Raw genomic sequence first — 18,972 nt, 5'->3', positions numbered from 1 at the left:
GCCGGACCCGGCAGGACGGCGGGACGGCGATCAGACAGAGGGGCGGTCAGCCGGGCGGGCGGCGGCCGCCGTCCCGGCGCAGCCGCATCACCAGGGCGATCACCTCGGCCACCGCCTGGTAGTGCTCCACTGGGATCGGCCGGCCGATCTCCGCCATCGCATGGAGGGCGCGGGCGAGCGGCGGGTTCTCGATCACCGGCACGCCATGCTCGGCGGCGGCCTTGCGGATCGCCGCCGCCAGATGGTCGACGCCCTTGGCCAGCACCAGGGGCGCCGCCTGCTCGCCGTTCTCGTAGCGCAGCGCCACCGCGTAGTGGGTCGGGTTGGTGATGACGACCGTGGATCTCGGCACGTCGGCCAGCATGCGCTGGCGGGAGCGGGCCATCCGGATCTGGCGCAAGCGCTGCTTGATGATCGGATCACCCTCGCTCTGCTTCATCTCGTCCTTCAGGTCCTGGCGCGACATCCGCATCCGCTGGCGGAACCGGAAGCGCTGCCAGAACAGGTCGAGCACGGCGAAGCCGGCGGCGGCTAAGGTGCAGACCAGGGCGACCCTGCCCAGCAGGCGGAGGATCTCCCCCCCGATCCCGCCGGGCTCCCGGCCCACCGCCGCCACCAGGGCCGCGAGCTCGCCTTGGAGCTGCAGCCAGCACGCCACCCCGACCACGACCAGCCGAAGGGCGTTCTTGGCGAACTCCACCAGCGCCGTGCCGCCGAACAGCCGCTTGGCACCGGCCAGGGGCGAGAGCCGCTCGAGCTTGGGGTGCAGGTTCTCCGCGCTCCAGAGCAGGCCCTGCTGGCCCACCGTGGCCAGGATCGCCGCCAGGGCGAAGCCCGCGGCCGGGACCGCCACCACCGTCGCCAGCGTCACGGCCGCCGCAACGAGATGGCCGCGGATCTCGTCGACCTGCCCGGCCGGGGCTGCGGCATGTTCCAGGTACCAGCGCAGCGCCAGCAGCGCCTGCGGGCCCAAAGCCGGCAGCGCCAGGACCAGCAGGCTCGCGGCCGTCGCCAGGATCAGGGCGTGGCTGACGTCGCGGGAAAGGGCGACCTGGCCCTTGGCCCGGGCGTCGTCCAGCCGTTTTTGGGAAGGCTCCTCGGTCTTGTCGTCGTCCCGTTCCTCGGCCATCGGCTCACAGGTCCCCCAGGACGTCGGTCCAGGCCAGCGCCACGAAGCGCAGGGACAACGAGCCGATCGAGCCCAGCGCCGCCGCCAGCACCAACAGGCCGACCATGATCTGCAAGGGCGCCGCGATGAACAGGACCTGCAGGGTCGGCATCATCCGGTTCATCACGCCCAGCACGGCGTTGAGCAGCAGCGCCACCAGGATCACCGGGCCGGCCACGCGGAACGCCAGGTCGAAGGCGCGGCTGCCGGCCCTTGTCATCGCCTCGGACAGGTAGCCGGCGTCGGGCAGCAGGCCGAACGGCAGCACCTCGTAGCTGCGGGCAAGGCCGGCCAGCAGCAAGTGATGGGCGTCGGCGGCGAACATCAGGGTGAGGATCGTGGTCGAGAGCAGGATCGAGGGAATGGTCGACTGGGTCGCCTCGTTCGGGTCGAACATCGAGGCGACCTGCAGCCCGGCATGCATGGCGATGGTGGCGCCGGCGACGTGCAGGGCGGCGAACACCGAGCGGACCAGCAGGCCCAGGAACGCGCCCACCGCCATCTCGCTCACCACCGGCACGAACATCCGGGCGGGGTCGGGCACCGGCGGGGCCTGGACGCCGGAGGCGGGGACCAGCACGAAGGCGGTTACCAGCGCCATCACCAGCCGGCCGCGCATGGTCAGCCAGGGCTCGCCGAACATCGGCAGGATCATCATGGCGGTGCCGATGCGGGCGAACACCAAAAAGCAGGCGACCACGTCCGCGACCACCAGCTCGGCGAGCAGGCCGCTCACTCCTGGCTGGTCCCGACCACGGCAATCCGGGCGAACAGCTCCTCGGTGAACGCGCGCAGCTCGCCCAGCATGAAGGGCAGGGCCAGCACCAGCGCCAGCGACATCGCCAGGACCTTGGGCACAAAGGTCAGGGTCATCTCCTGGATCTGGGTGAGCGCCTGCAGGAGCGAGACGGCCAGGCCCACCACCACCGCGGTGAGCATCACTGGCCCGCCGATCCGGACCATCAGCCAGATCGCCTCGCGCACCAGGTCGAGCACCTGCTCCGGGGTCATCGGGACGTCCCGGCCGTCACATCGGCATGCGCATGATGTCCTGGTAGGCGGCGACCACCCGGTCGCGCACCGCGGTCACCGTGGACAGGTTCAGTTCGGCCGCGGTCACCGCCTCGACCACCTGCTGCAGGTCAGCCTTGCCGACCAGCGCCTCGGCGCTCTTCTGCTCGGCCAGCCGGCCGGACTGAATGGCCTCGCCCAGCTGGTCCTGGACCAGCTGGCCAAAGCTGGCTCCAGGTGCCGGCGCCTCGGCGCCGCCCGGTCCGGCGATGCGCTCCAGGGCCCGGCGGTAGGCGGCGGCAGCGGCCTTGGGGCCGATCTCGATGCTCATCGAAAGTCTCCAGAGTTCGGATCAGGGGAACAGGGAGGGGGGTCAGCGCAGCAGGTCGATCGTGCGCTGCATCATCTTCTTGCTGACCTCGAAGGCGTTCAGGTTGGCCTCGTAGGAGCGCTGCGCCTCGCGCATGTCCATCATCTCGACCAGCGGCTCGACGTTCGGCAGCTGGACATAACCGTCGGCATCCGCGGCGGGATGGCCGGGCTTGTACTCGGTGCGGAACTCGGCGGGGTCGGTGCCGTAGCGGCGGACCTCGACCAGATCCAGCTGCCTTGCCCGGTCGAACGCCTCGCCGAACGAGATGGTCTTGCGCCGATACGGGTCGCCGCCCGGGGTGGTCGCGGTGGAATCCGCGTTGGCCAGGTTCTCGGCCGTCACTCGCATCCGCGAGCTCTGCACCTTCATCCCTGCCCCGGCGATGGCCAGCGAGCTTTCGAGATCCATGGGTCGTGCTTTCCTGTCGGGGGGCTATCGGCCACCGGCCTGCTCAGGCCGGGACCTGCGCCCCGGCCGGCCCGGCCGCCGCGGCTCAACCACGGCCGCTGCCCACGGCGGTGCGCCACATCTGGGCGTATTTGCGGTAGAGGTCGTTGCCGAGCTGGTGGTTCAGCTGGGTGTGCGCCATCAGCTCCGCCTGCTCCTCCAGCACCACCGCGTTGCCAGACGGCGCCACCTCCCAGCCCTGCGCGCTGCGCGGCCGGGCGTCGGCGAGGTCGGCCTGCCGGACCGGCGGCAGGTGGGACGAATCGGTCGCGGCCATCGCCACCTTGGGCGCCGGACGGGCAAGGGTTGTCGCCCGGCGGCGGAACTCGGCCTCGGACAGGTCGCTCGGCACGAAGCCCGGCGTGTCGGCATTGGCGATGTTGCGGGTCAGCACCGTCTGGCGGTCGGCCAGCCAGCCCTGCCGGGCCGACAACAGGGTGAACAACCGCGAATTGACCGCTACCATGAAAGATCACTCCTCGCGTGCGGCATTCCATCCGGGCGCAGTTGCAGCCTAACGCCGTTAAGGTTAACAAATCGTTGCGTTCTCGCTGAAACGGTGGCGGGTGGATCGATGCTCTATCTGACGCGCCGCCCGGGTGAGGCGGTCATCATCAACAATGCCATCGAGGTCCGCGTCATCGAGATGAAGGGGCGGACGGTGAAGCTCGGCTTCAACTTCCCGCCCGAGGCCAGCGTCCTGCGCGAGGAGGTCTTCTTGCAGATCAAGCAGGCCAACCAGCAGGCCGCCGCCGATCCGGGCGCGCTTCTGGACCTTCCCGAGCGGAAAGAAACGTCATCTTGAGCAGCAGCGCGATGGATCCGGCGGCCCGCGTCGCGGTGGTGATGGGCAGCCGGTCCGACTGGGCCACGATGCGCCATGCCTGCGCGACCCTGGAGGCGCTGGGCGTGCCGCATCTGAGCCGGGTGGTGTCCGCCCACCGCACGCCCGAGCGCCTGTTCGAGTTTGCCCGCACCGCCCGCGACCGGGGGCTGCGGGTGATCATCGCGGGTGCCGGCGGGGCCGCGCACCTGCCGGGCATGATCGCCTCGCTGACGCCCCTGCCGGTGCTGGGCGTGCCGGTGCAGAGCGCCGCCCTGGGCGGTGTGGACAGCGCGCTCTCGATCCTGCAGATGCCGGGGGGCGTTCCGGTCGGCACGCTCGCGATCGGCAAGGCCGGGGCGATCAATGCCGGCCTGCTCGCCGCCTCGATCCTGGCGCTGGGCGATCCGGAGCTGGCGGCCCGGCTGGACAGCTGGCGGCTGGCCCAGACCGAATCGGTGCCGGACAGCGTCGAGGACTGACCTCTTCCTCCTGGACGGACCCTGCACGTGCCCATGATCCCGCCCGGCTCGACCATCGGAATCCTAGGCGGCGGCCAGCTCGGCCGGATGACCGCGCTGGCCGCCGCGCGGCTGGGCTATCGCTGCCATGTCTTCGCGCCCGAGACCGAGCAGCCGGCGGCCCTGGTCTCGGCGGCGCAGACCCGCGCCGCCTTCGACGACCGCGCCGCCCTCGACCGGTTCGCCGCCGCGGTCGACGTGGTCACCCTGGAATGGGAAAACGTGCCGACCACCACGGTGGAGCATCTGGCCGAGCGCGTGCCGGTCCGGCCGGGCACCGCGGTGCTGGCGGTCTGCCAGGAGCGGATCGCGGAGAAGCGCTTCGTCGAGGGGCTGGGCATCGGGGTGACCCCGTTCGCCCCGGTGGCCGACCAGGCGGAGCTGGCGCTGGCGGTCGAACGGGTCGGGCTGCCCGCCATCCTGAAGACCACCCGGCTAGGCTATGACGGCAAGGGCCAGACCGCCCTGCGCACGCCGGCGGACGTCCAGGGCGCGCTGGAGCGGATCGGCGGCGGCCCGGCGATCCTGGAGGCGTTCGTCGACTTCGCCTTCGAGTTCTCGGTGGTGACCGCGCGCGGCGCGGACGGCAGCCAGGCCAGCTTCGACCCGGTCGAGAACCGCCATGCCGACCATGTGCTGGCGCTGACCCTGGCCCCTGCCCGCCTGAGCGAGGCGCAGCGCGCCGAGGCGGTGGCGATGGCCGAGCAGATCGCGGTGGCCCTGGACCTGGTGGGCGTGCTGGGGGTCGAGATGTTCCTGGCCAGGGACGGGCGGGTCCTGGTCAACGAGCTGGCGCCGCGGCCGCACAATTCCGGGCACTGGACCATGGATGCCTGCGCCACCTGCCAGTTCGAGCAGCTGGTCCGGGCGGTGTGCGGCCTGCCGCTGGGCAGCCCGGCCCGCCACCACGACGCGCTGATGCGCAACCTCCTGGGCTTCGAGGCCGAGGCCTGGCCGGAGCTCCTGGCCAAGCCCGGCCTGCGCCTGCATCTCTACGGCAAGACCGAAACCAAGCCCGGCCGCAAGATGGGCCACCTCAACCTTCTGTTCCCCCTAGGCGAACGCCCGGACGGGCTGGACGGCTGACCGAAAGCCGGATCCGGCGAAGGCGGCTGGCCGGTCGTCAGGCGATGATGTCGGGGATGCGGTCGCCTTCCATCGTGCTGATCCTGTCCTTCAGCATCAGCTTGCGCTTTTTCAGCCGCTGGACGCGCAGCTGGTCGGCCGCCCCCTCGGCGGTCAGCTGACGGATCAGGTCGTCCAGGGCGCGGTGGGCAGCCCTCAGCCCCTCGAGTTCGGTGTCGATCTCGCGCTTGTCGATTTCATCGGCCATCGTCCGCTTGGTCTCTCCCCGCTGCAGGCGATCGACTATACCAGTTTGCAGCTGGGCGTGCAGCTTGGCAGGCAGTCGAGGTTTCCGGGAGAGGGCAGATGCGACTTGGCGTGCTCACCAGCGGGGGCGACTGCGCCGGCCTGAACGCCGTGATCCGGGCGGTGATGCTGCGGGCGGTCTATGGCCATGGCATGGAGGTGTTCGGCATCCGCGAGGCGACCCATGGCCTCCTGTGCCGGCCGGTTGCGGCGATCCCGCTCACCAGCGAGACCACCAGCGGGATCCTGCACCTGGGCGGCACCATCCTGGGCACCACCAACCGCGGCAACCCCTACGCCTACCCGAACGGCGAGGGCGGCACGGTCGACCGCTCCCGGGAGATCATCCAGGGCTACCATGAGCTGGGCCTGGACGCGCTGATCGGGATCGGCGGCGACGGCAGCCTCGCGATCCTGCGCAAGCTTGCGCTTGCCGGCGGCTGGAACCTGGTGGGCGTGCCCAAGACCATCGACAACGATGTCGACCTCACCGAGCACGCGGTCGGCCATTCCACCTCGGTCGAGATCGCCACCGAGGCGGTCGACCGGCTGCACGTCACCGCCGCCAGCCACAACCGGGTGATGGTGCTGGAGGTGATGGGCCGGGATGCCGGCTACATCGCCCTGTCTGCCGGGATCGCCGGCGGCGCCGACGTGGTGCTCATCCCGGAGATCCCCTACCGGCTGGAGGCGGTCTGCGCGAAGATCGAGGAGCGGCGCCGGATCGGCCGCAACTTCTCGCTGGTGGTGGTGGCGGAATCGGTGAAGTCGCCGGAGGGGTCGGTGCGGATGGTCACCGACGCGCACGGGCAGAGCCGCTATGGCGGGATCGGCCGGGTGATCGCCGAGGAGGTCGCCAAGCGTACCGGGGCGGAGAGCCGGGTGACCGTGCTGGGCCATGTCCAGCGCGGCGGCTCGCCCTCGCCGCTCGACCGGATCGTCGCTTCCGCCTTCGGGGTGAGCGCGGTCGACCTGGTGGCGCAGGGCCGCTTCGACCGGATGGTCGCCTGGCAGGACCGCCGGGTGGTGGACGTGCCGCTGGAGGCGGTGACCGCCGGCACCCGCGCCGTCGATCCCAACGACACGCTGGTCCACACCGCCCGCGGCCTGGGGATTTCGTTCGGCGAGCCTGCCTGAGCCGCCGGCCGGTTCCAGGCGGGCCGGCGAGGAGGCTTTGGCGACCATCGGGCACGCGGCGGGAGTGCAAGCGCTCTGGCCAGCCCTGGCCAGACCCGCTCGACCAGGTTGGACCCGAAGCAGCCGGTGCAGCGGCGCCATGCCGGTTGTACCTCAGGCCGCCTGGGAGCGTGGATGCCGGTCTCGCCCGGCTGGACAGCTCTTCGGCAGGAACAGGCTCCTTGGCCGGGTGTCGGGGTCAGGCAGAACGAGGGAGAAGGCCTGATCCTCCAGGGCCGGGGGTGGCGAACAGGTAGAAGTTCGGGGAGCGCTTCCTGGCAGGGCCGGACGGGCGCATCCAGCGTGAATACCAGCGCCGACAGATCCAGCCCTTCCGGCCGGATCCCGCTCCAGCCTGATCCCACGGCCGTAGCCGCTGGTCCGGACAAGCCTCGGCCGGCGTTCCAATCCCGATACGGCCGACAAGGCCAATTCTTTGGGATCATGCCCGAGGCATGTCGTCGGCCGGATCAGGTGAAGGGGCCAAAGCAGGCGGCCCATGCCCCAAACGCCGAGCAGGCCCCCTCAGCTGCTTCGGGAAAGCCGCCCAAATCCACTCATGGCCATGCACTCTCCCCATCCCGCTCCGGAGCGACATTCCATGGCATCCGGGCCTTCAAGGCAGCCGGCTCGCCCGGCATCAGGCCCATCCGGCCGGTCGTGCAGCCCTGCCTGGCAGCGCGTCACCGCGTTCCCATGCGCCTGGCGCTCCAGCCCAGCCGGGCCGTGTTCACGTGCCGAGCCATCCAGGGCCCAGGCGATCGACCCGTCGCCGCCCGCTGGTCCGGCTCGCGCCGACCCTGGCAGGAAGCCCCTGGCCTGCATCCGGTCCTGCATGGCCCGTCATGGCTGCGACCAGGCCGGTCCTTCGGCAGGTCGGGATCATCCTTCCAGCCACTGGCCGTTCTGCCAGACCAGGGTCCGGTCCAGGAACTGAACCGCCTCGATCGAGCGCAGGCTGTCGATGCCCAGATCGCCGTCGCCTGGACCGATATCCACCAACCGGCCGGCGGTGAGCGTTCCCTCGACCCGGTAGCCGGTTGAATCGAACGCCACCGACAGCGTGTCGGTCCCGGCCCCGCCATCGATCGTGTCCTGGCCGTACCAGGCGATGATCAGGTCGTCGCCGGCACCGCCGAACATCAGGTCGTCGCCGCTGCCGCCGTCCAGCAGGTCGGCGCCGGCGCCGCCCACCAGCCAGTCGCTGCCGCCGCCCCCGGCAACCAGATCGGCGCCGGTGCCGCCGGACAGGCGGTTGTCGCCGACCCCGCCGTAAAGGAAGTCGTCGCCGCTGCCGCCATCCAGGAGGTCGTCGCCAAGGTCGCCATAGAGCCGGTCGCTGCCGTCGCCTCCCGAGAGGACGTCGCGCCCGCCCTCGCCAAAGAGCCGGTCGGCGCCGGCAAAGCCATGGAGCCAGTCGTCGCCCTCGCCGCCCAGGATCAGGTCGCCGCCATGCTGGCCGGACACCAGGTCGTCGCCGTCGCCACCCTCGATCCGGTCGTCGCCGGCGCCGCCGAACAGGGCGTCGGCTCCGCCGTCGCCGAACAGCAGGTCGTCGCCGCCCATGCCTTCCAGCCGGTTGGCCTGCCCGTTGCCCTCGATCCGGTCGCCGCCCTCGCCGCCCAGCGCGTTCTCGATCACGCTGCCGGCTGCGATGAACAGGGTTCCGGGCAGGCTGCCGCCGCCTTCCACGCTCCAGCGGTAGGGATCGCCCAGCTCCGACCAGCTCCCTTCGGCCAGCCGGATGGTGGCGGCGTTCACCTGGTTCGACCAGTCGATCGTGTCGATGCCGCCTGCGTCCCAGATCGTCTGGTACACCCGCGCATCCTCGCTCCAGCGCCAGACGGTGTTGCCGGCCTGGGCCTCGGCCGCGCCATAGAGCGACTGCATCGCCGCCACGTCCAGGCCCATGGGCGTGGTCGGGTAAAACTCGACGCCATAGCCCTGCAACGCGGCCTGGCCCGGGCAGGAGCGGTAGCTCATGATCGAGGCGCCGATCCAGTCGGCGGCGGGATCCAGTGCGGCACCCACGCCGTCGCCGTCATGGGGGTGGACGAGGCCCAGCGCATGGCCGATCTCGTGCATCAGGGTAAAGTAGCGCCAGGTGCCGGGCGCATAGATCCAGTCGACCAGGTCCGGCTCCTCGATGGTCGGGAAGCGCTGCTGGCCCAGCCAGATGTCGCCGTGCTCGGCCTCGCCACCCGGGAGGTAGGCCCAGGCGGTGGAAGGCAGCATCGAGCGGCCGAAGCGGATGTCGCCCACTGCCGCCTCGCTGTCGGCCACCTCGACGAAGCTGATGTCGGCCACCGCCGACCAGGCGCCGAGGGCCTGGCGGATCACCGCCTTCTCGGCGGCGGAGAAGTCGCCGGCCCAGAAGCCCGGCTCGTCGTTGCCGTAGCCGATCCGCCAGGAGGAGGCGAGCGAGGCGAAGCTGTAGGCGATCGTCAGCCCGCCGTCGGCGTCGGGCTGCCAGCGCGTGCCGGCGATCAGCGAATCAACGGCCGCATCGCCGGTGGCGCTGGCGCCGACATGGCTGGAGCCGCCGGCCGGCGCCACTTCCAGTGGCCGCGGGGCCGCCAGGTCCGGCCCAGGAAGCCCCGCCACGAACGGGGCCTGGCCATCCGCCTGCCGCAACGTCGATGCCGTCATGGACCATCCCGTCCCCGAAGCCACTGTTCCGGGGGTGAAGGTTACCGATTGGTCCTTAAGACGAGGTTAATGCGGGGAAATCCACGGCCTGGGGGCCGGAGCAGGGCAGGCATGCGGATCCAGGCGGGGTGAAGCGAACAGCTTTCGGCGAACGATCAGCCGGCCGCCATCCAGAAGGCGGCCTTGGCCCTTGGTCTCCACTTCCATGGCGGCGACGCGCAGGGCGGTTTTCCCGGCCAGCAAGGCGATGGCGCGGACCTCCTCGCCCGCGTTGCGATCCATGCCGATCCGCCGGACCAGGGGTGGCAGCCGGCTTGCGGAGAGGGCGCGGTCCAGGCCCGGCAGAAGAGCCGGCGAGGCGAACTCGGCCGAGTCGAGATCGACCGAGATTTGGAGATCGCCGGGCGGGGCGCTGGCTGAAGCGGGGATGCTGGCAGCGCAGATGGGCGGCCAGGCGAACCGGCGCCAGGTCGAAAAGGCGGACCTTCGGCGACAATGGCACGGAGATGCCGAGCGAGCCGAGGCTAGCGGCCGGTTCCGCCCGCCATCGGCCCGGTCTGCGATCGGACCCGCCGCGCCCCCGCAATCCTACGCGATCGACGGGGGAACAGGCGGGGCGGCCGGTTCAACGCATCCGGGGGTATCCAGGCGTTGGCGGCGGCCTAGAACAGGCCGTCGATCCGCCCCTCGGAATCGATGCGGATCGTTTCCGCCGCCGGCCGCCTGGGCAGGCCCGGCATGGTCATGATCTCGCCGCAGATCACCACCAGGAACTCCGCACCGCCGGACACCCGCACCTCGCGGATCGGGACCATGTGGTGGGACGGCGCTCCCTTCAGGTTCGGGTCGGTGGAGAAGCTGTACTGGGTCTTGGCGACGCAGATCGGGAAATGGCCGTAGCCGGCCGCCTGCAGCTCCTTGAACTGGTCGCGGATCTTCTTGTCGGCGATGATGTCCTCCGCCCCGTAGATCTCGGTGGCGATGGTCTTGACCTTGTCCCAGAGCGGCATGTCGTCGGGATAGAGATGGGTGAAGCCGCGGCCGTCCAGCGGATGGCCCTCGTCGCACAGCCGGACCACGTGCTGGGACAAAGATTCGATCCCGGCCGACCCTTCCGCCCAGTGCGCGCAGACGAACGCCTCCACGCCCAGCTCTTCCCGGCAGTATTTCAGCACGAAGTCGTGCTCGGCCGGCGTGTCGGTGACGAAATGGTTGATCGCGACCACCGAGGGCACGCCGAACTTGCGGACGTTGCGGACATGGCGGGCGAGGTTGACGATGCCCTTCTTCAGCGCGTCGAGATTCTCCGTGCCCAGATCGTCCTTGGCGACCCCGCCATTGCTCTTCAGCGCCCGGATGGTCGCGACGATCACCGCGCAGTCCGGGGTGAGCCCGGCCTTGCGGCACTTGATGTCGAAGAACTTCTCGGCACCCAGATCGGCGCCGAAGCCCGCCTCGGTGACCACGTAGTCGGCCAGCTTGAGCGCGGTGCGGGTGGCGATCGCCGAGTTGCAGCCATGGGCGATGTTGGCGAACGGGCCGCCATGGACGAAGGCCGGGTTGTTCTCCAGGGTCTGGACCAGGTTCGGCATGAACGCGTCCTTGAGCAGGACCGCCATGGCGCCGGGCGCCTTGATGTCCTTGGCCAGCACCGGCTTGCGGTCGCGGGTATAGCCCACGATCATCCGGCCCAGGCGCTCCTCCAGGTCGGCCATGCTGGTGGACAGGCAGAACACCGCCATCACCTCGGAGGCCACGGTGATGTCGAAGCCGTCCTCGCGCGGGAAGCCGTTGGAGACGCCGCCCAGCGAGCTGGTGATCTGGCGCAGCGCCCGGTCGTTCATGTCGACCACCCGGCGCCAGGCGATCCGGCGCTGGTCGAGGCTGCTCTCGTTGCCCCAGTAGATGTGGTTGTCCAGCATCGCGGCCAGCAGGTTGTGGGCGCTGCCGATGGCGTGGAAGTCGCCGGTGAAGTGCAGGTTGATCTGCTCCATCGGCACGATCTGGGCATAGCCGCCGCCGGCGGCTCCGCCCTTCATGCCGAAGCACGGGCCGAGCGACGGCTCGCGCAGGCAGATCATCGCCTTCTTGCCGATCCGGTTCAGCCCGTCGCCCAGGCCCACGGTGGTGGTGGTCTTGCCCTCGCCGGCCGGGGTCGGGTTGATCGCGGTGACCAGGACCAGCTTGCCGTCCGGGCGGTCCTTCAGCCGGTCGATGGTGGCATGGTCAACCTTGGCGACGGCGCGGCCATAGGGATGCAGTTCGTCGGCGGCGATGCCCAGCTTCTCGGCGACCTGCTGGATCGGCTGCATCTTTGCCGCACGGGCGATTTCGATGTCGCTCGGCATGTCTCGAACTCCCTTATCGGCCGGTCGGGCGGCCCGCTCTCTGGCCAGCAATGAGCACAGACTGGCCGGAACAGGATAGCTTCGGAGCGACCTGATCTTGCACCAGCCTGCCGGCAGCGGCCGGAACGGCCAGCCTGGGCGGTTCCGGTCGGCCACGGACATATCGCACCCCAGGAGGCGGCGCAAAGTCGAGCCGGACGACCTCCCTGTTGGCAATGGCGAGGCCGACCACTCTCATGACAGAGCATCCTGCTGCGCCCGAGCAACATCAGTATCTGAAGCTGCTTTTGCAAAGAAATTTCCGGATAAAACAAATAAGTCTACCAACCGCACTATCGCGCCGGCCATTTCCTGGTCATGGTCGGGCGGAACCCATTGGTCGTGCCTGATCATACCAACACAACCAGCACGATCTTCTGCAACCAATCCTGATTCCGAAGAGGCTCCCATGCGACCGATCCCCGTCCGCGCGAGGAAGTGCTGGCGCCAGGCGACCCGCCGCGTCGCCGCGCTTGCAACGGTTGCGGCCCTGGCGGTTCCGCAGGTGGCGCAGGCCTGCACGAGCTTCACGATCCCCACCGCGGACGGCGGCACCGTCTACGGCCGGACCATGGAGTTCGGCTTCGACCTGAAGTCCGAGGCGATCGTGATCCCCCGAAAGCTCGCCCTGGCCGCGACCGGCCCCGACGGCCAGCCGGGCATGCGCTGGACGGGCAAGTACGGCGTGGTCGGACTGAACGGCCTGGACCTGCCGGCGGTGGTGGACGGGATCAACGAGAAGGGGCTGACCGGCGGGATCCTCTATTTCCCCGACTTCGCCGGCTATGCCGATCCGGCCAAGGCCGACCCGGCCACGGCGCTGGCGCCCTGGGACTTCCTGACCTGGGCGCTCACCAGCTTTGCGACCGTGGCCGAGGTGAAGGCGGCGCTGGCCAGCGTGTCGGTGATCGGGGTGAAGCCGGAGGGGGTCGGGTTCGTGCCCCCGTTCCACTACACGCTGCACGACCCGTCCGGTGCGTCGCTGGTGGTGGAGCCGGTCGACGGCGAACTGAAGGTCTACGACAACCCGCTGGGCGTCATGACCAACGCACCGGGCTTCGACTGGCACCTGACCAACCTGCGCAACTACATCAAGCTGTCCGCCGACAACGCGCCGCCGCTGGAACTGGCAGGAACGTCGTTCGCCCAGCTTGGCCAGGGTTCCGGCCTGCTCGGGGTCCCGGGCGACCCGACGCCGCCGTCGCGCCTGATCCGGGCGCTCGGCTACACGATGTCGGTCGAGAAGCAGCCGGGCGGCCTCGAGAGCGTCCGGCTGGCCGAGCACATCCTGAACAATTTCGACATTCCCAAGGGCTGGGTCCGGGAGAAGGACCAGGCCGATGCGCCGCTGGAATACACGCAGTGGTCGTCGATCGCCGACCTCGCCAACCGGCGCTACTACGTGAAGACCTATGAGGACCAGGTGCTGCGCAGCATCGACCTAACGGACGTCGATCTCGACGCGGACCGGATCGTGACCGCGCCGCTTCCGTCCGGCGCCGATCCGGCGATCCTGCCGCTCCCTTGAGCCGGCAGCGCCCTGTCCCCGGCCACCGGGGGCAGGTCAGGCCGGCGGGTCCGGCGGGTTGGCGGCAAACCAGGCGGCGATCGCCGGCATGTTCTGCTCGAACCCGCCCGGGATGAAGAAGTTCAGAAGCCCGATGCGGCCATCGCTCCGGTTCTGGAAGTCGTGGCGGACGGTGGCCGGGATGCGCAGGAACGAGCCCTGCGGCGCCTCGTGCCAGATGTCGCCGACCAGGATGCTGGCCACACCTTCCAGCACGTAGAAGACCTCGTCGTTCCGGTCATGGGCATGGGCGCCCGGACCGGTGCTGTGCGGCTCCAGCCACCATTCCGACACCGAATAGCGATCGCCGGTCTCGGCGCCATCCGCCTTGAACACCGCGGTCATCCCACCCAGCGGATAGGTGCGGCCCTGCCCCGGCCCGAGATGGATGGTGGTTCCTGCCTGCTCCGTCGTCATCGCTGCTCCTCGCCTGCCATGCGCCATGGCAGAACCCATACCCGGTTGGCGGCCAGGTGACACCCGCAGGCCGGATCTTCTGGGTATGTCGCGGAAGGAGCGGGGTTCACGCCTCGCCGAATTGCGTCGTCACCAGGGTCGGCAGCTGATCGCGCAGCAGGAAGGTGGCCGCCGCGAACGGGTGCAGGACGGCCGGACGGCCGCGGGGCGGCGCATAGGGGTGGATCTGGATCCGGCCCAGGCCGGAACACCAGCGGCGCAGGGTCGGCTCGATCGCGGACCGGCCGATGCCCCAGGGCATCCGCGGCAGCCGGTAGCCGGGAGTCCAGTACAGGCCGAACAGGGTCAGGCGCGACAGCCAGACCGGCACGGTGTCGAACACCAGGCCAGCGCCAGGCATCCGCGTCGCCATGGCGCGCAGCAGAAGCTCGATCGCCTGCGGCTCCAGATACATGAACAGCCCCTGGGCCACGACGAGGACCGGCCGGGTGGTGTCGGCCTGATCGATCCAGGCCGGGTCCAGCGCGCTCATGGCCAGGTGGCGGAAGCGGTCGGTCGGCGGCAGGAAGCGTTCGCGCAGCGCGATCGACTGGGGAAGGTCGACCGACAGCCAGCGCATCCTGCCATTGTCGACCCGGCGCGACTGGGATTCCAGCCCCTCGCCCAGCGACACGACCAGGCCGTCCGGATGGTCCTCCAGCCATTGCACCAGGATCCGGTCGATCTCGGCGGCCCGCATCGCCAGCGAACCGCCCGGGATGCCGAAATGGCCGGGGAAGTCGTAGTCGAGGGCGTCCATGATCCGGATGCTGTCCGGATCATGGAGGATGCCGTCCGGACGGCGCGCCTCGGTGGCACGGTGGTAGAGCGGCCACAGCATGGTTTCCGGGACGCCGTCCAGATCCGGGGACAGCTTCGGCACCGGCATGCCCGCCCCCCTTCCGTCAGCCGCGCAGGCGCGCGACATTGTCGGTCGCGGCACGGTGGATCGGCGCCACCGCCGCTGCCTGGGCATCCAGGCTCATCTGCCAGAGCGCGCCGGCCTGCGCGACCAGCCGCTCCGCGAAGGACATAGCAGCGCTCGCCTGGGCTGCCAGCATCCCGGCCGGGCTGCCGCTGGTCAGGACCGCCGTGGCCGAGGCTGCGGCATGCCTGGCCTCGTCCACCATCAGCTTGGCCATCTCCTGCCCCATCTGCGTCGAGTGGCCGAGCAGGACCGACCCGGCATCCTGGAAGGCGCGGACCTTTTCCGGCAGCATCCTGGCGAATTCACGGTGATCGGCATTGGCCGGGTCGACCGCGGCGATACCGCCCAGCCGCATGCGGTGCAGCACGACTTCCGTGGAGGCATAAGCGAGTTCGCTGGTCTGGCTGGAATTCCGGCCGGCCGTCGAAAAGAGGGCATCGATGGCTGTCATGCTGCGTTCATCCGCCTGGGAGGTGGCAGATCCATATCATTCCATGTTGTATGCTGCAATGCAGCATTGCGGATATCAGGTCGAATCAAACAAATGCTAGTTCAACATGAGTTTGAATGTTACCCATCAGTGTATTGGAGAATTTTGCAGTATTCATGAGACTCATGTTTGTATTTTTCTTGTATTTTAAGTTTGGTATCGCAATGCGAACCCTAAGAATGTGAGTTTTACTTTCCATGTCTCCCAGATCAGGAGGCAGGCTCCTCGCTTGCTTGGTGGACTGCCGCCGGCCGAAGCTCGCTGAGAACACGGGTTCGGGCGATCCGCGCCTTGTAACCTGACGTTACAGAGCGGCACATAATCCAGAAGCGAACGCGGCCTATCGGTTGGTCGAAAACGAGACTGGCCTGGACGCGTCGCCGTCCGATGCGGAGGGCGATGAGCGAACTTTCTCCATCTGTCACCGGGACGTCCCGGACCGGTGACAGGCGCGCAACCCGACCCGGGCGACGGACCGGCTGGCTGGTGCCGGTGCTGCTGCTCGTCCTGCTCGCGGCGGGTACGGGGAGCTTCGTCTGGTGGCGGGGCCAGGAGCCGTCTGGCCAGACCGGGCCGCGCACGGTCGAGGTGGAACTCGGCGACGTCGCCGACCTCGTCAGCGCGCTCGGCACGGTGGAGCCGGCCTCCTATGTCGATGTCGGCGCCCAGGTCTCCGGGCAGCTCACCCGGCTGGACGCCACGATCGGCGACCGGGTGACCGAGGGCCAGCTCCTGGCCGAGCTGGATTCCCGGGTGCTGCAGTCCAGGCTGTCCACCGACACGGCGGAACTCGCCCGGCTGAACGGCGTGCTGGCGCAGCAGGAGGCGCAGCGCGACCTCGCCGAGGCGCAGGCCGAGCGCCAGCGCACCATGTTCCGCGGCAACGCCACCAGCCGCGACCAGCTCGACACCGCCGAGGCGCAGGTGCGGGTCCTGGATGCCCAGATCATGCAGACCCGGGCGCAGATCGCCGGCCAGGAGGCGACGATTGCCGCCGACCGCACCAACCTCTCGTTCACCCGGATCGACGCGCCGATGACCGGGACCGTGATCTCGGTCACCGCCGTGCAGGGCCAGACCCTCAACGCCAACCAGTCGGCGCCGATCCTGCTGCGGATCGCCGACCTCGCCACCATGACGGTCGAGGTGCAGGTGTCCGAGGCGGACCAGCCCAAGCTGGAGATCGGGATGCCGGTGCGCTTCAACACGCTGGGCCGCCCCGACCAGCATCTGCGGGCGACCCTGCGGCAGATCTATCCGACCCCCGAAGTGGTCAACAACGTCACGCTCTATACCGCGCTGTTCGACGTGGCCAATCCGGAGGGCCAGCTCCTGCCGCAGATGAGCGTCCAGGCTTTCTTCATCCGGGCCGAGGCCAAGGACGTGCCGGTGGTGCCGCTGACGGCGCTCTCCCCGGCGCCGGGCGGGGGCCCGGCCGCGCGGACCGTGCAGGTGGTGGATGAAGCTGGCGGGATCGAGACCCGCCGGATCGAGATCGGGGTGAGCGACCGGGTCCATGCCGAGGTGGTCTTTGGCCTGAAGCCCGGCGAGCGGGTTGCTCTGAAGGGCCAGCCCGCGGCCGGCGGCACGGAGCGCCGCCCCTCGTTCGGGCCCAGGCTGTGAGCCTGCACGTCCAGGCCAGGCCGCCCAGGGGCGACCAGCGGCCGGCCCCGGCCCCGCCGCCGTTGATCAGCCTGCGCGGCATCGCGCGCACCTTCGTGCGTGGCGAGACCCAGGTCCTGGCGCTGCGCGGGGTCGACTTGGACATCCGCCGCGGCGAGTTCGTGGCGATCATGGGCCAGTCGGGCTCGGGCAAGACCACGCTCATGAACCTTCTGGGCCTGCTCGACCACCCGAGCGGCGGCAGCTACCGCTTCGACGAGGAGGAGGTCGGCGACCTGGATCCCGCCGAGCGGGCAGCACTGCGCCGCGACCGGTTCGGCTTCGTGTTCCAGCAATACAACCTGCTGGCCACCGAGACGGCCCTGGAGAATGTCGGGGTGCCGGCGGTCTATGCCGGGATGCCCAAGGCGGCGCGGGTCGAGCGGGCAGCCGAGCTGCTCACCATGCTGGGGCTGGGCGAGCGGCTGGACCACAAGCCGGCGCAGCTTTCCGGCGGGCAGCAGCAGCGGGTGTCGATCGCCCGCGCGCTCATGAACGGCGGCGAGGTAATCCTGGCCGACGAGCCGACCGGTGCGCTCGACAGCACGAGCGGCCAGGAGGTGATGCGGCTTTTGCGCGAGCTGCATGGCCTCGGCCACACCGTGATCCTGATCACCCATGACCGGGGCGTGGCGCAGCAGGCCGACCGGCTGGTGGAGATGCGCGACGGCCGGATCATCGCCGACAGCGGCCCGGTGCTGCCGGCGCCGCGCACCCAGAGCGAGGCCCGCCAGCCGGTGGCGGCCTCCGCCCTGCCGATCGCCGGCGAGATCCTGAAGACCGCGGCACGGGCGCTGTCGGCCAACCTGTTCCGCACCGCGCTGACCCTGCTGGGGGTGGTGATCGGGGTGGCGTCAGTGGTGGCGCTGCTGGCGATCGGCAACGGCGCCAAGAAGGAGGTGCTGGACCGGATCTCGGCGATGGGCCCGGACCTGATGCTGGTCCGCCCGGGTGCGCGCAACATGCGCAGCAGCGACGGCACGGTCGCGACCCTGGTCGATGCCGACCGGCTGGCGCTGGAGCGGCTCGACAACGTGCGCGGCGCGATTTCCGAATACATCTTCGCGGTGACAGCCCGCGCCGGCGGGGCCGACCTCACCACCCAGAGCAACTCCACGGTGCCGTCCCTGCCGGACGTACGCGCCTGGCCGGTGGCATCAGGCAGCTTCTTCACCGAGGCCGACTTGAAGGAATATGCCGCGGTCGCCGTCTTGGGCGAGACGGTCGCGACCAATTTGTTCCCGGACCAGGACCCGCTCGGCCAGTACGTGCTCCTGAACAGCATACCGTTCCAGGTGATCGGGGTGATGGCGGCCAAGGGCGCCACCCCGTTCGGCTCCGACCAGGACGACGTGGTGTTCGTGCCGCTGACCACCGGCCAGCTCCGGCTGCACGGCAAGCCGTTCGTGCGCTCGATCACGGTGCAGGTGGCCGACACCGGGCAGATCGACGAGACCGAGGCCGCGGTCAGCGCGCTTCTGCAGGCCCGCCACGGCAGCCTGGACTTCCAGATCCGCAACACCGCGGCGATCCTGGACATGGCGACCCAGTCGCAGAACGCGCTGACCGTGCTGCTGGGAGCGATCGCGCTGATCTCGCTGCTGGTGGGCGGGATCGGGGTGATGAACATCATGCTGGTGAGCGTCACCGAGCGCACCAGGGAGATCGGGGTGCGGATGGCGACCGGGGCCAGGCCGCGCGACATCCTCCTGCAGTTCAACGCGGAGGCGCTGGCCGTCTGCCTGGTCGGCGGCGCGGTCGGCCTGCTGCTGGGGCTGGGGATCGCCCTCGGCCTGTCCGCCACCGGGCGGCCCGTGCTGATCACCGGCGGCCCGATCCTGCTGGCGCTGGGCTGCTCGGTCGCGACCGGGCTGATCTTCGGCTACCTGCCGGCGCGCAAGGCCTCAAGGCTCGACCCGGTCGCAGCCCTCTCGGCGGAATGA

21 protein-coding genes are annotated in these 18,972 nt (G+C 69.9%); 7 read left to right on the top strand and 14 right to left on the bottom strand.

What is annotated here, in order from left to right:
• Window positions 1–46: 46 nt before the first annotated feature.
• From flhB to flgB, 6 genes are all read right to left on the bottom strand, one after another.
• Window positions 47–1,129, bottom strand: coding sequence for a flagellar biosynthesis protein FlhB (flhB, locus tag GEMRO_RS0108390; protein WP_027133628.1), 1,083 nt, complete (start codon window positions 1,127–1,129; stop codon window positions 47–49).
• A gap of 4 nt (window positions 1,130–1,133) precedes the next feature.
• Entirely contained in the window at window positions 1,134–1,904 is a 771-nt protein-coding gene (locus GEMRO_RS0108385; RefSeq protein WP_027133627.1) for a flagellar biosynthetic protein FliR, read from the bottom strand.
• Window positions 1,901–2,179 (bottom strand): flagellar biosynthesis protein FliQ, encoded by a 279-nt coding sequence (fliQ, locus tag GEMRO_RS0108380; protein WP_027133626.1) that lies wholly within the window; start codon window positions 2,177–2,179, stop codon window positions 1,901–1,903. The genes GEMRO_RS0108385 and fliQ overlap by 4 nt, the downstream gene beginning before the upstream one ends.
• Window positions 2,180–2,195: 16 nt before the next feature.
• Window positions 2,196–2,510 (bottom strand): flagellar hook-basal body complex protein FliE, encoded by a 315-nt coding sequence (locus GEMRO_RS0108375; protein WP_027133625.1) that lies wholly within the window; start codon window positions 2,508–2,510, stop codon window positions 2,196–2,198.
• Window positions 2,511–2,552: 42 nt separating this feature from the next.
• Window positions 2,553–2,960 (bottom strand): flagellar basal body rod protein FlgC, encoded by a 408-nt coding sequence (gene flgC, locus GEMRO_RS0108370; protein WP_027133624.1) that lies wholly within the window; start codon window positions 2,958–2,960, stop codon window positions 2,553–2,555.
• A gap of 85 nt (window positions 2,961–3,045) precedes the next feature.
• Window positions 3,046–3,465 carry a hypothetical protein gene (gene flgB, locus GEMRO_RS28480; protein ID WP_051328851.1) on the bottom strand — a complete coding sequence of 140 codons (420 nt, stop codon included), beginning with the start codon at window positions 3,463–3,465 and terminating at the stop codon, window positions 3,046–3,048.
• Window positions 3,466–3,573: 108 nt separating this feature from the next.
• Between flgB and GEMRO_RS0108360 the strand changes: the two genes are divergently transcribed.
• From GEMRO_RS0108360 to GEMRO_RS0108350, 3 genes are read left to right on the top strand one after another with little or no spacing between them, the layout of a single operon-like run.
• Window positions 3,574–3,804: a carbon storage regulator gene (locus GEMRO_RS0108360; protein ID WP_027133623.1), complete on the top strand. Its 231-nt coding sequence runs from the start codon at window positions 3,574–3,576 to the stop codon at window positions 3,802–3,804.
• Between the two features lie 11 nt (window positions 3,805–3,815).
• Window positions 3,816–4,304, top strand: coding sequence for a 5-(carboxyamino)imidazole ribonucleotide mutase (gene purE, locus GEMRO_RS0108355; protein ID WP_027133622.1), 489 nt, complete (start codon window positions 3,816–3,818; stop codon window positions 4,302–4,304).
• Window positions 4,305–4,337: 33 nt separating this feature from the next.
• Entirely contained in the window at window positions 4,338–5,429 is a 1,092-nt protein-coding gene (locus GEMRO_RS0108350) for a 5-(carboxyamino)imidazole ribonucleotide synthase (RefSeq protein WP_035484961.1), read from the top strand.
• 37 nt (window positions 5,430–5,466) lie between these two features.
• Here the strand turns inward: GEMRO_RS0108350 and GEMRO_RS0108345 are convergent, their stop codons facing one another.
• Entirely contained in the window at window positions 5,467–5,676 is a 210-nt protein-coding gene (locus GEMRO_RS0108345) for a YdcH family protein (RefSeq protein ID WP_027133620.1), read from the bottom strand.
• A gap of 98 nt (window positions 5,677–5,774) precedes the next feature.
• On the opposite strand from GEMRO_RS0108345, the gene GEMRO_RS0108340 reads away from it, so the two are divergent.
• A complete protein-coding gene (locus tag GEMRO_RS0108340) occupies window positions 5,775–6,851 on the top strand; it encodes an ATP-dependent 6-phosphofructokinase (RefSeq protein ID WP_027133619.1) in 1,077 nt (358 codons plus the stop codon).
• A gap of 921 nt (window positions 6,852–7,772) precedes the next feature.
• Here GEMRO_RS0108340 and GEMRO_RS0108335 read toward each other — a convergent pair.
• The 4 genes from GEMRO_RS0108335 to GEMRO_RS34150 form a co-directional block, all read right to left on the bottom strand.
• A complete protein-coding gene (locus tag GEMRO_RS0108335; RefSeq protein ID WP_084506708.1) occupies window positions 7,773–9,539 on the bottom strand; it encodes a M10 family metallopeptidase in 1,767 nt (588 codons plus the stop codon).
• A gap of 66 nt (window positions 9,540–9,605) precedes the next feature.
• Window positions 9,606–9,821, bottom strand: a complete 216-nt coding sequence (locus GEMRO_RS0108330; RefSeq protein WP_027133617.1) for a hypothetical protein — start codon at window positions 9,819–9,821, stop codon at window positions 9,606–9,608.
• 380 nt (window positions 9,822–10,201) lie between these two features.
• Entirely contained in the window at window positions 10,202–11,887 is a 1,686-nt protein-coding gene (locus tag GEMRO_RS0108325; protein ID WP_027133616.1) for a formate--tetrahydrofolate ligase, read from the bottom strand.
• A 234-nt stretch (window positions 11,888–12,121) separates the two neighbouring features.
• Window positions 12,122–12,337: a hypothetical protein gene (locus GEMRO_RS34150; RefSeq protein WP_157505507.1), complete on the bottom strand. Its 216-nt coding sequence runs from the start codon at window positions 12,335–12,337 to the stop codon at window positions 12,122–12,124.
• Between GEMRO_RS34150 and GEMRO_RS0108320 the strand changes: the two genes are divergently transcribed.
• The gene (locus GEMRO_RS0108320) at window positions 12,336–13,454 is read left to right on the top strand and encodes a linear amide C-N hydrolase (RefSeq protein WP_051328850.1); all 1,119 of its coding nucleotides are present in this window, start codon (window positions 12,336–12,338) and stop codon (window positions 13,452–13,454) included. The genes GEMRO_RS34150 and GEMRO_RS0108320 overlap by 2 nt on opposite strands.
• A gap of 36 nt (window positions 13,455–13,490) precedes the next feature.
• On the opposite strand, the gene GEMRO_RS0108315 is transcribed toward GEMRO_RS0108320, so the two are convergent.
• The 3 genes from GEMRO_RS0108315 to GEMRO_RS0108305 all read right to left on the bottom strand — a co-directional run bounded on the left by GEMRO_RS0108315 (window position 13,491) and on the right by GEMRO_RS0108305 (window position 15,328).
• On the bottom strand, window positions 13,491–13,910 hold the full coding sequence (locus GEMRO_RS0108315) for a cupin domain-containing protein (RefSeq protein ID WP_027133614.1): 420 nt from the start codon (window positions 13,908–13,910) through the stop codon (window positions 13,491–13,493).
• A 106-nt stretch (window positions 13,911–14,016) separates the two neighbouring features.
• On the bottom strand, window positions 14,017–14,838 hold the full coding sequence (locus GEMRO_RS0108310; RefSeq protein WP_035484958.1) for a class I SAM-dependent methyltransferase: 822 nt from the start codon (window positions 14,836–14,838) through the stop codon (window positions 14,017–14,019).
• A gap of 16 nt (window positions 14,839–14,854) precedes the next feature.
• Complete coding sequence (locus GEMRO_RS0108305) at window positions 14,855–15,328, bottom strand: phasin family protein (protein WP_027133612.1); 474 nt, start codon at window positions 15,326–15,328, stop codon at window positions 14,855–14,857.
• A gap of 525 nt (window positions 15,329–15,853) precedes the next feature.
• Here GEMRO_RS0108305 and GEMRO_RS28475 point away from each other — a divergent pair.
• Window positions 15,854–16,990: an efflux RND transporter periplasmic adaptor subunit gene (locus GEMRO_RS28475; RefSeq protein ID WP_051328849.1), complete on the top strand. Its 1,137-nt coding sequence runs from the start codon at window positions 15,854–15,856 to the stop codon at window positions 16,988–16,990.
• Window positions 16,987–18,972: a MacB family efflux pump subunit gene (locus tag GEMRO_RS0108295; protein WP_035484956.1), complete on the top strand. Its 1,986-nt coding sequence runs from the start codon at window positions 16,987–16,989 to the stop codon at window positions 18,970–18,972. The genes GEMRO_RS28475 and GEMRO_RS0108295 overlap by 4 nt, the downstream gene beginning before the upstream one ends.

The sequence above is a fragment of the Geminicoccus roseus DSM 18922 genome, from assembly GCF_000427665.1.
Classification (GTDB): domain Bacteria; phylum Pseudomonadota; class Alphaproteobacteria; order Geminicoccales; family Geminicoccaceae; genus Geminicoccus; species Geminicoccus roseus.
This window is presented reverse-complemented; position numbering and strand designations above follow the sequence as displayed.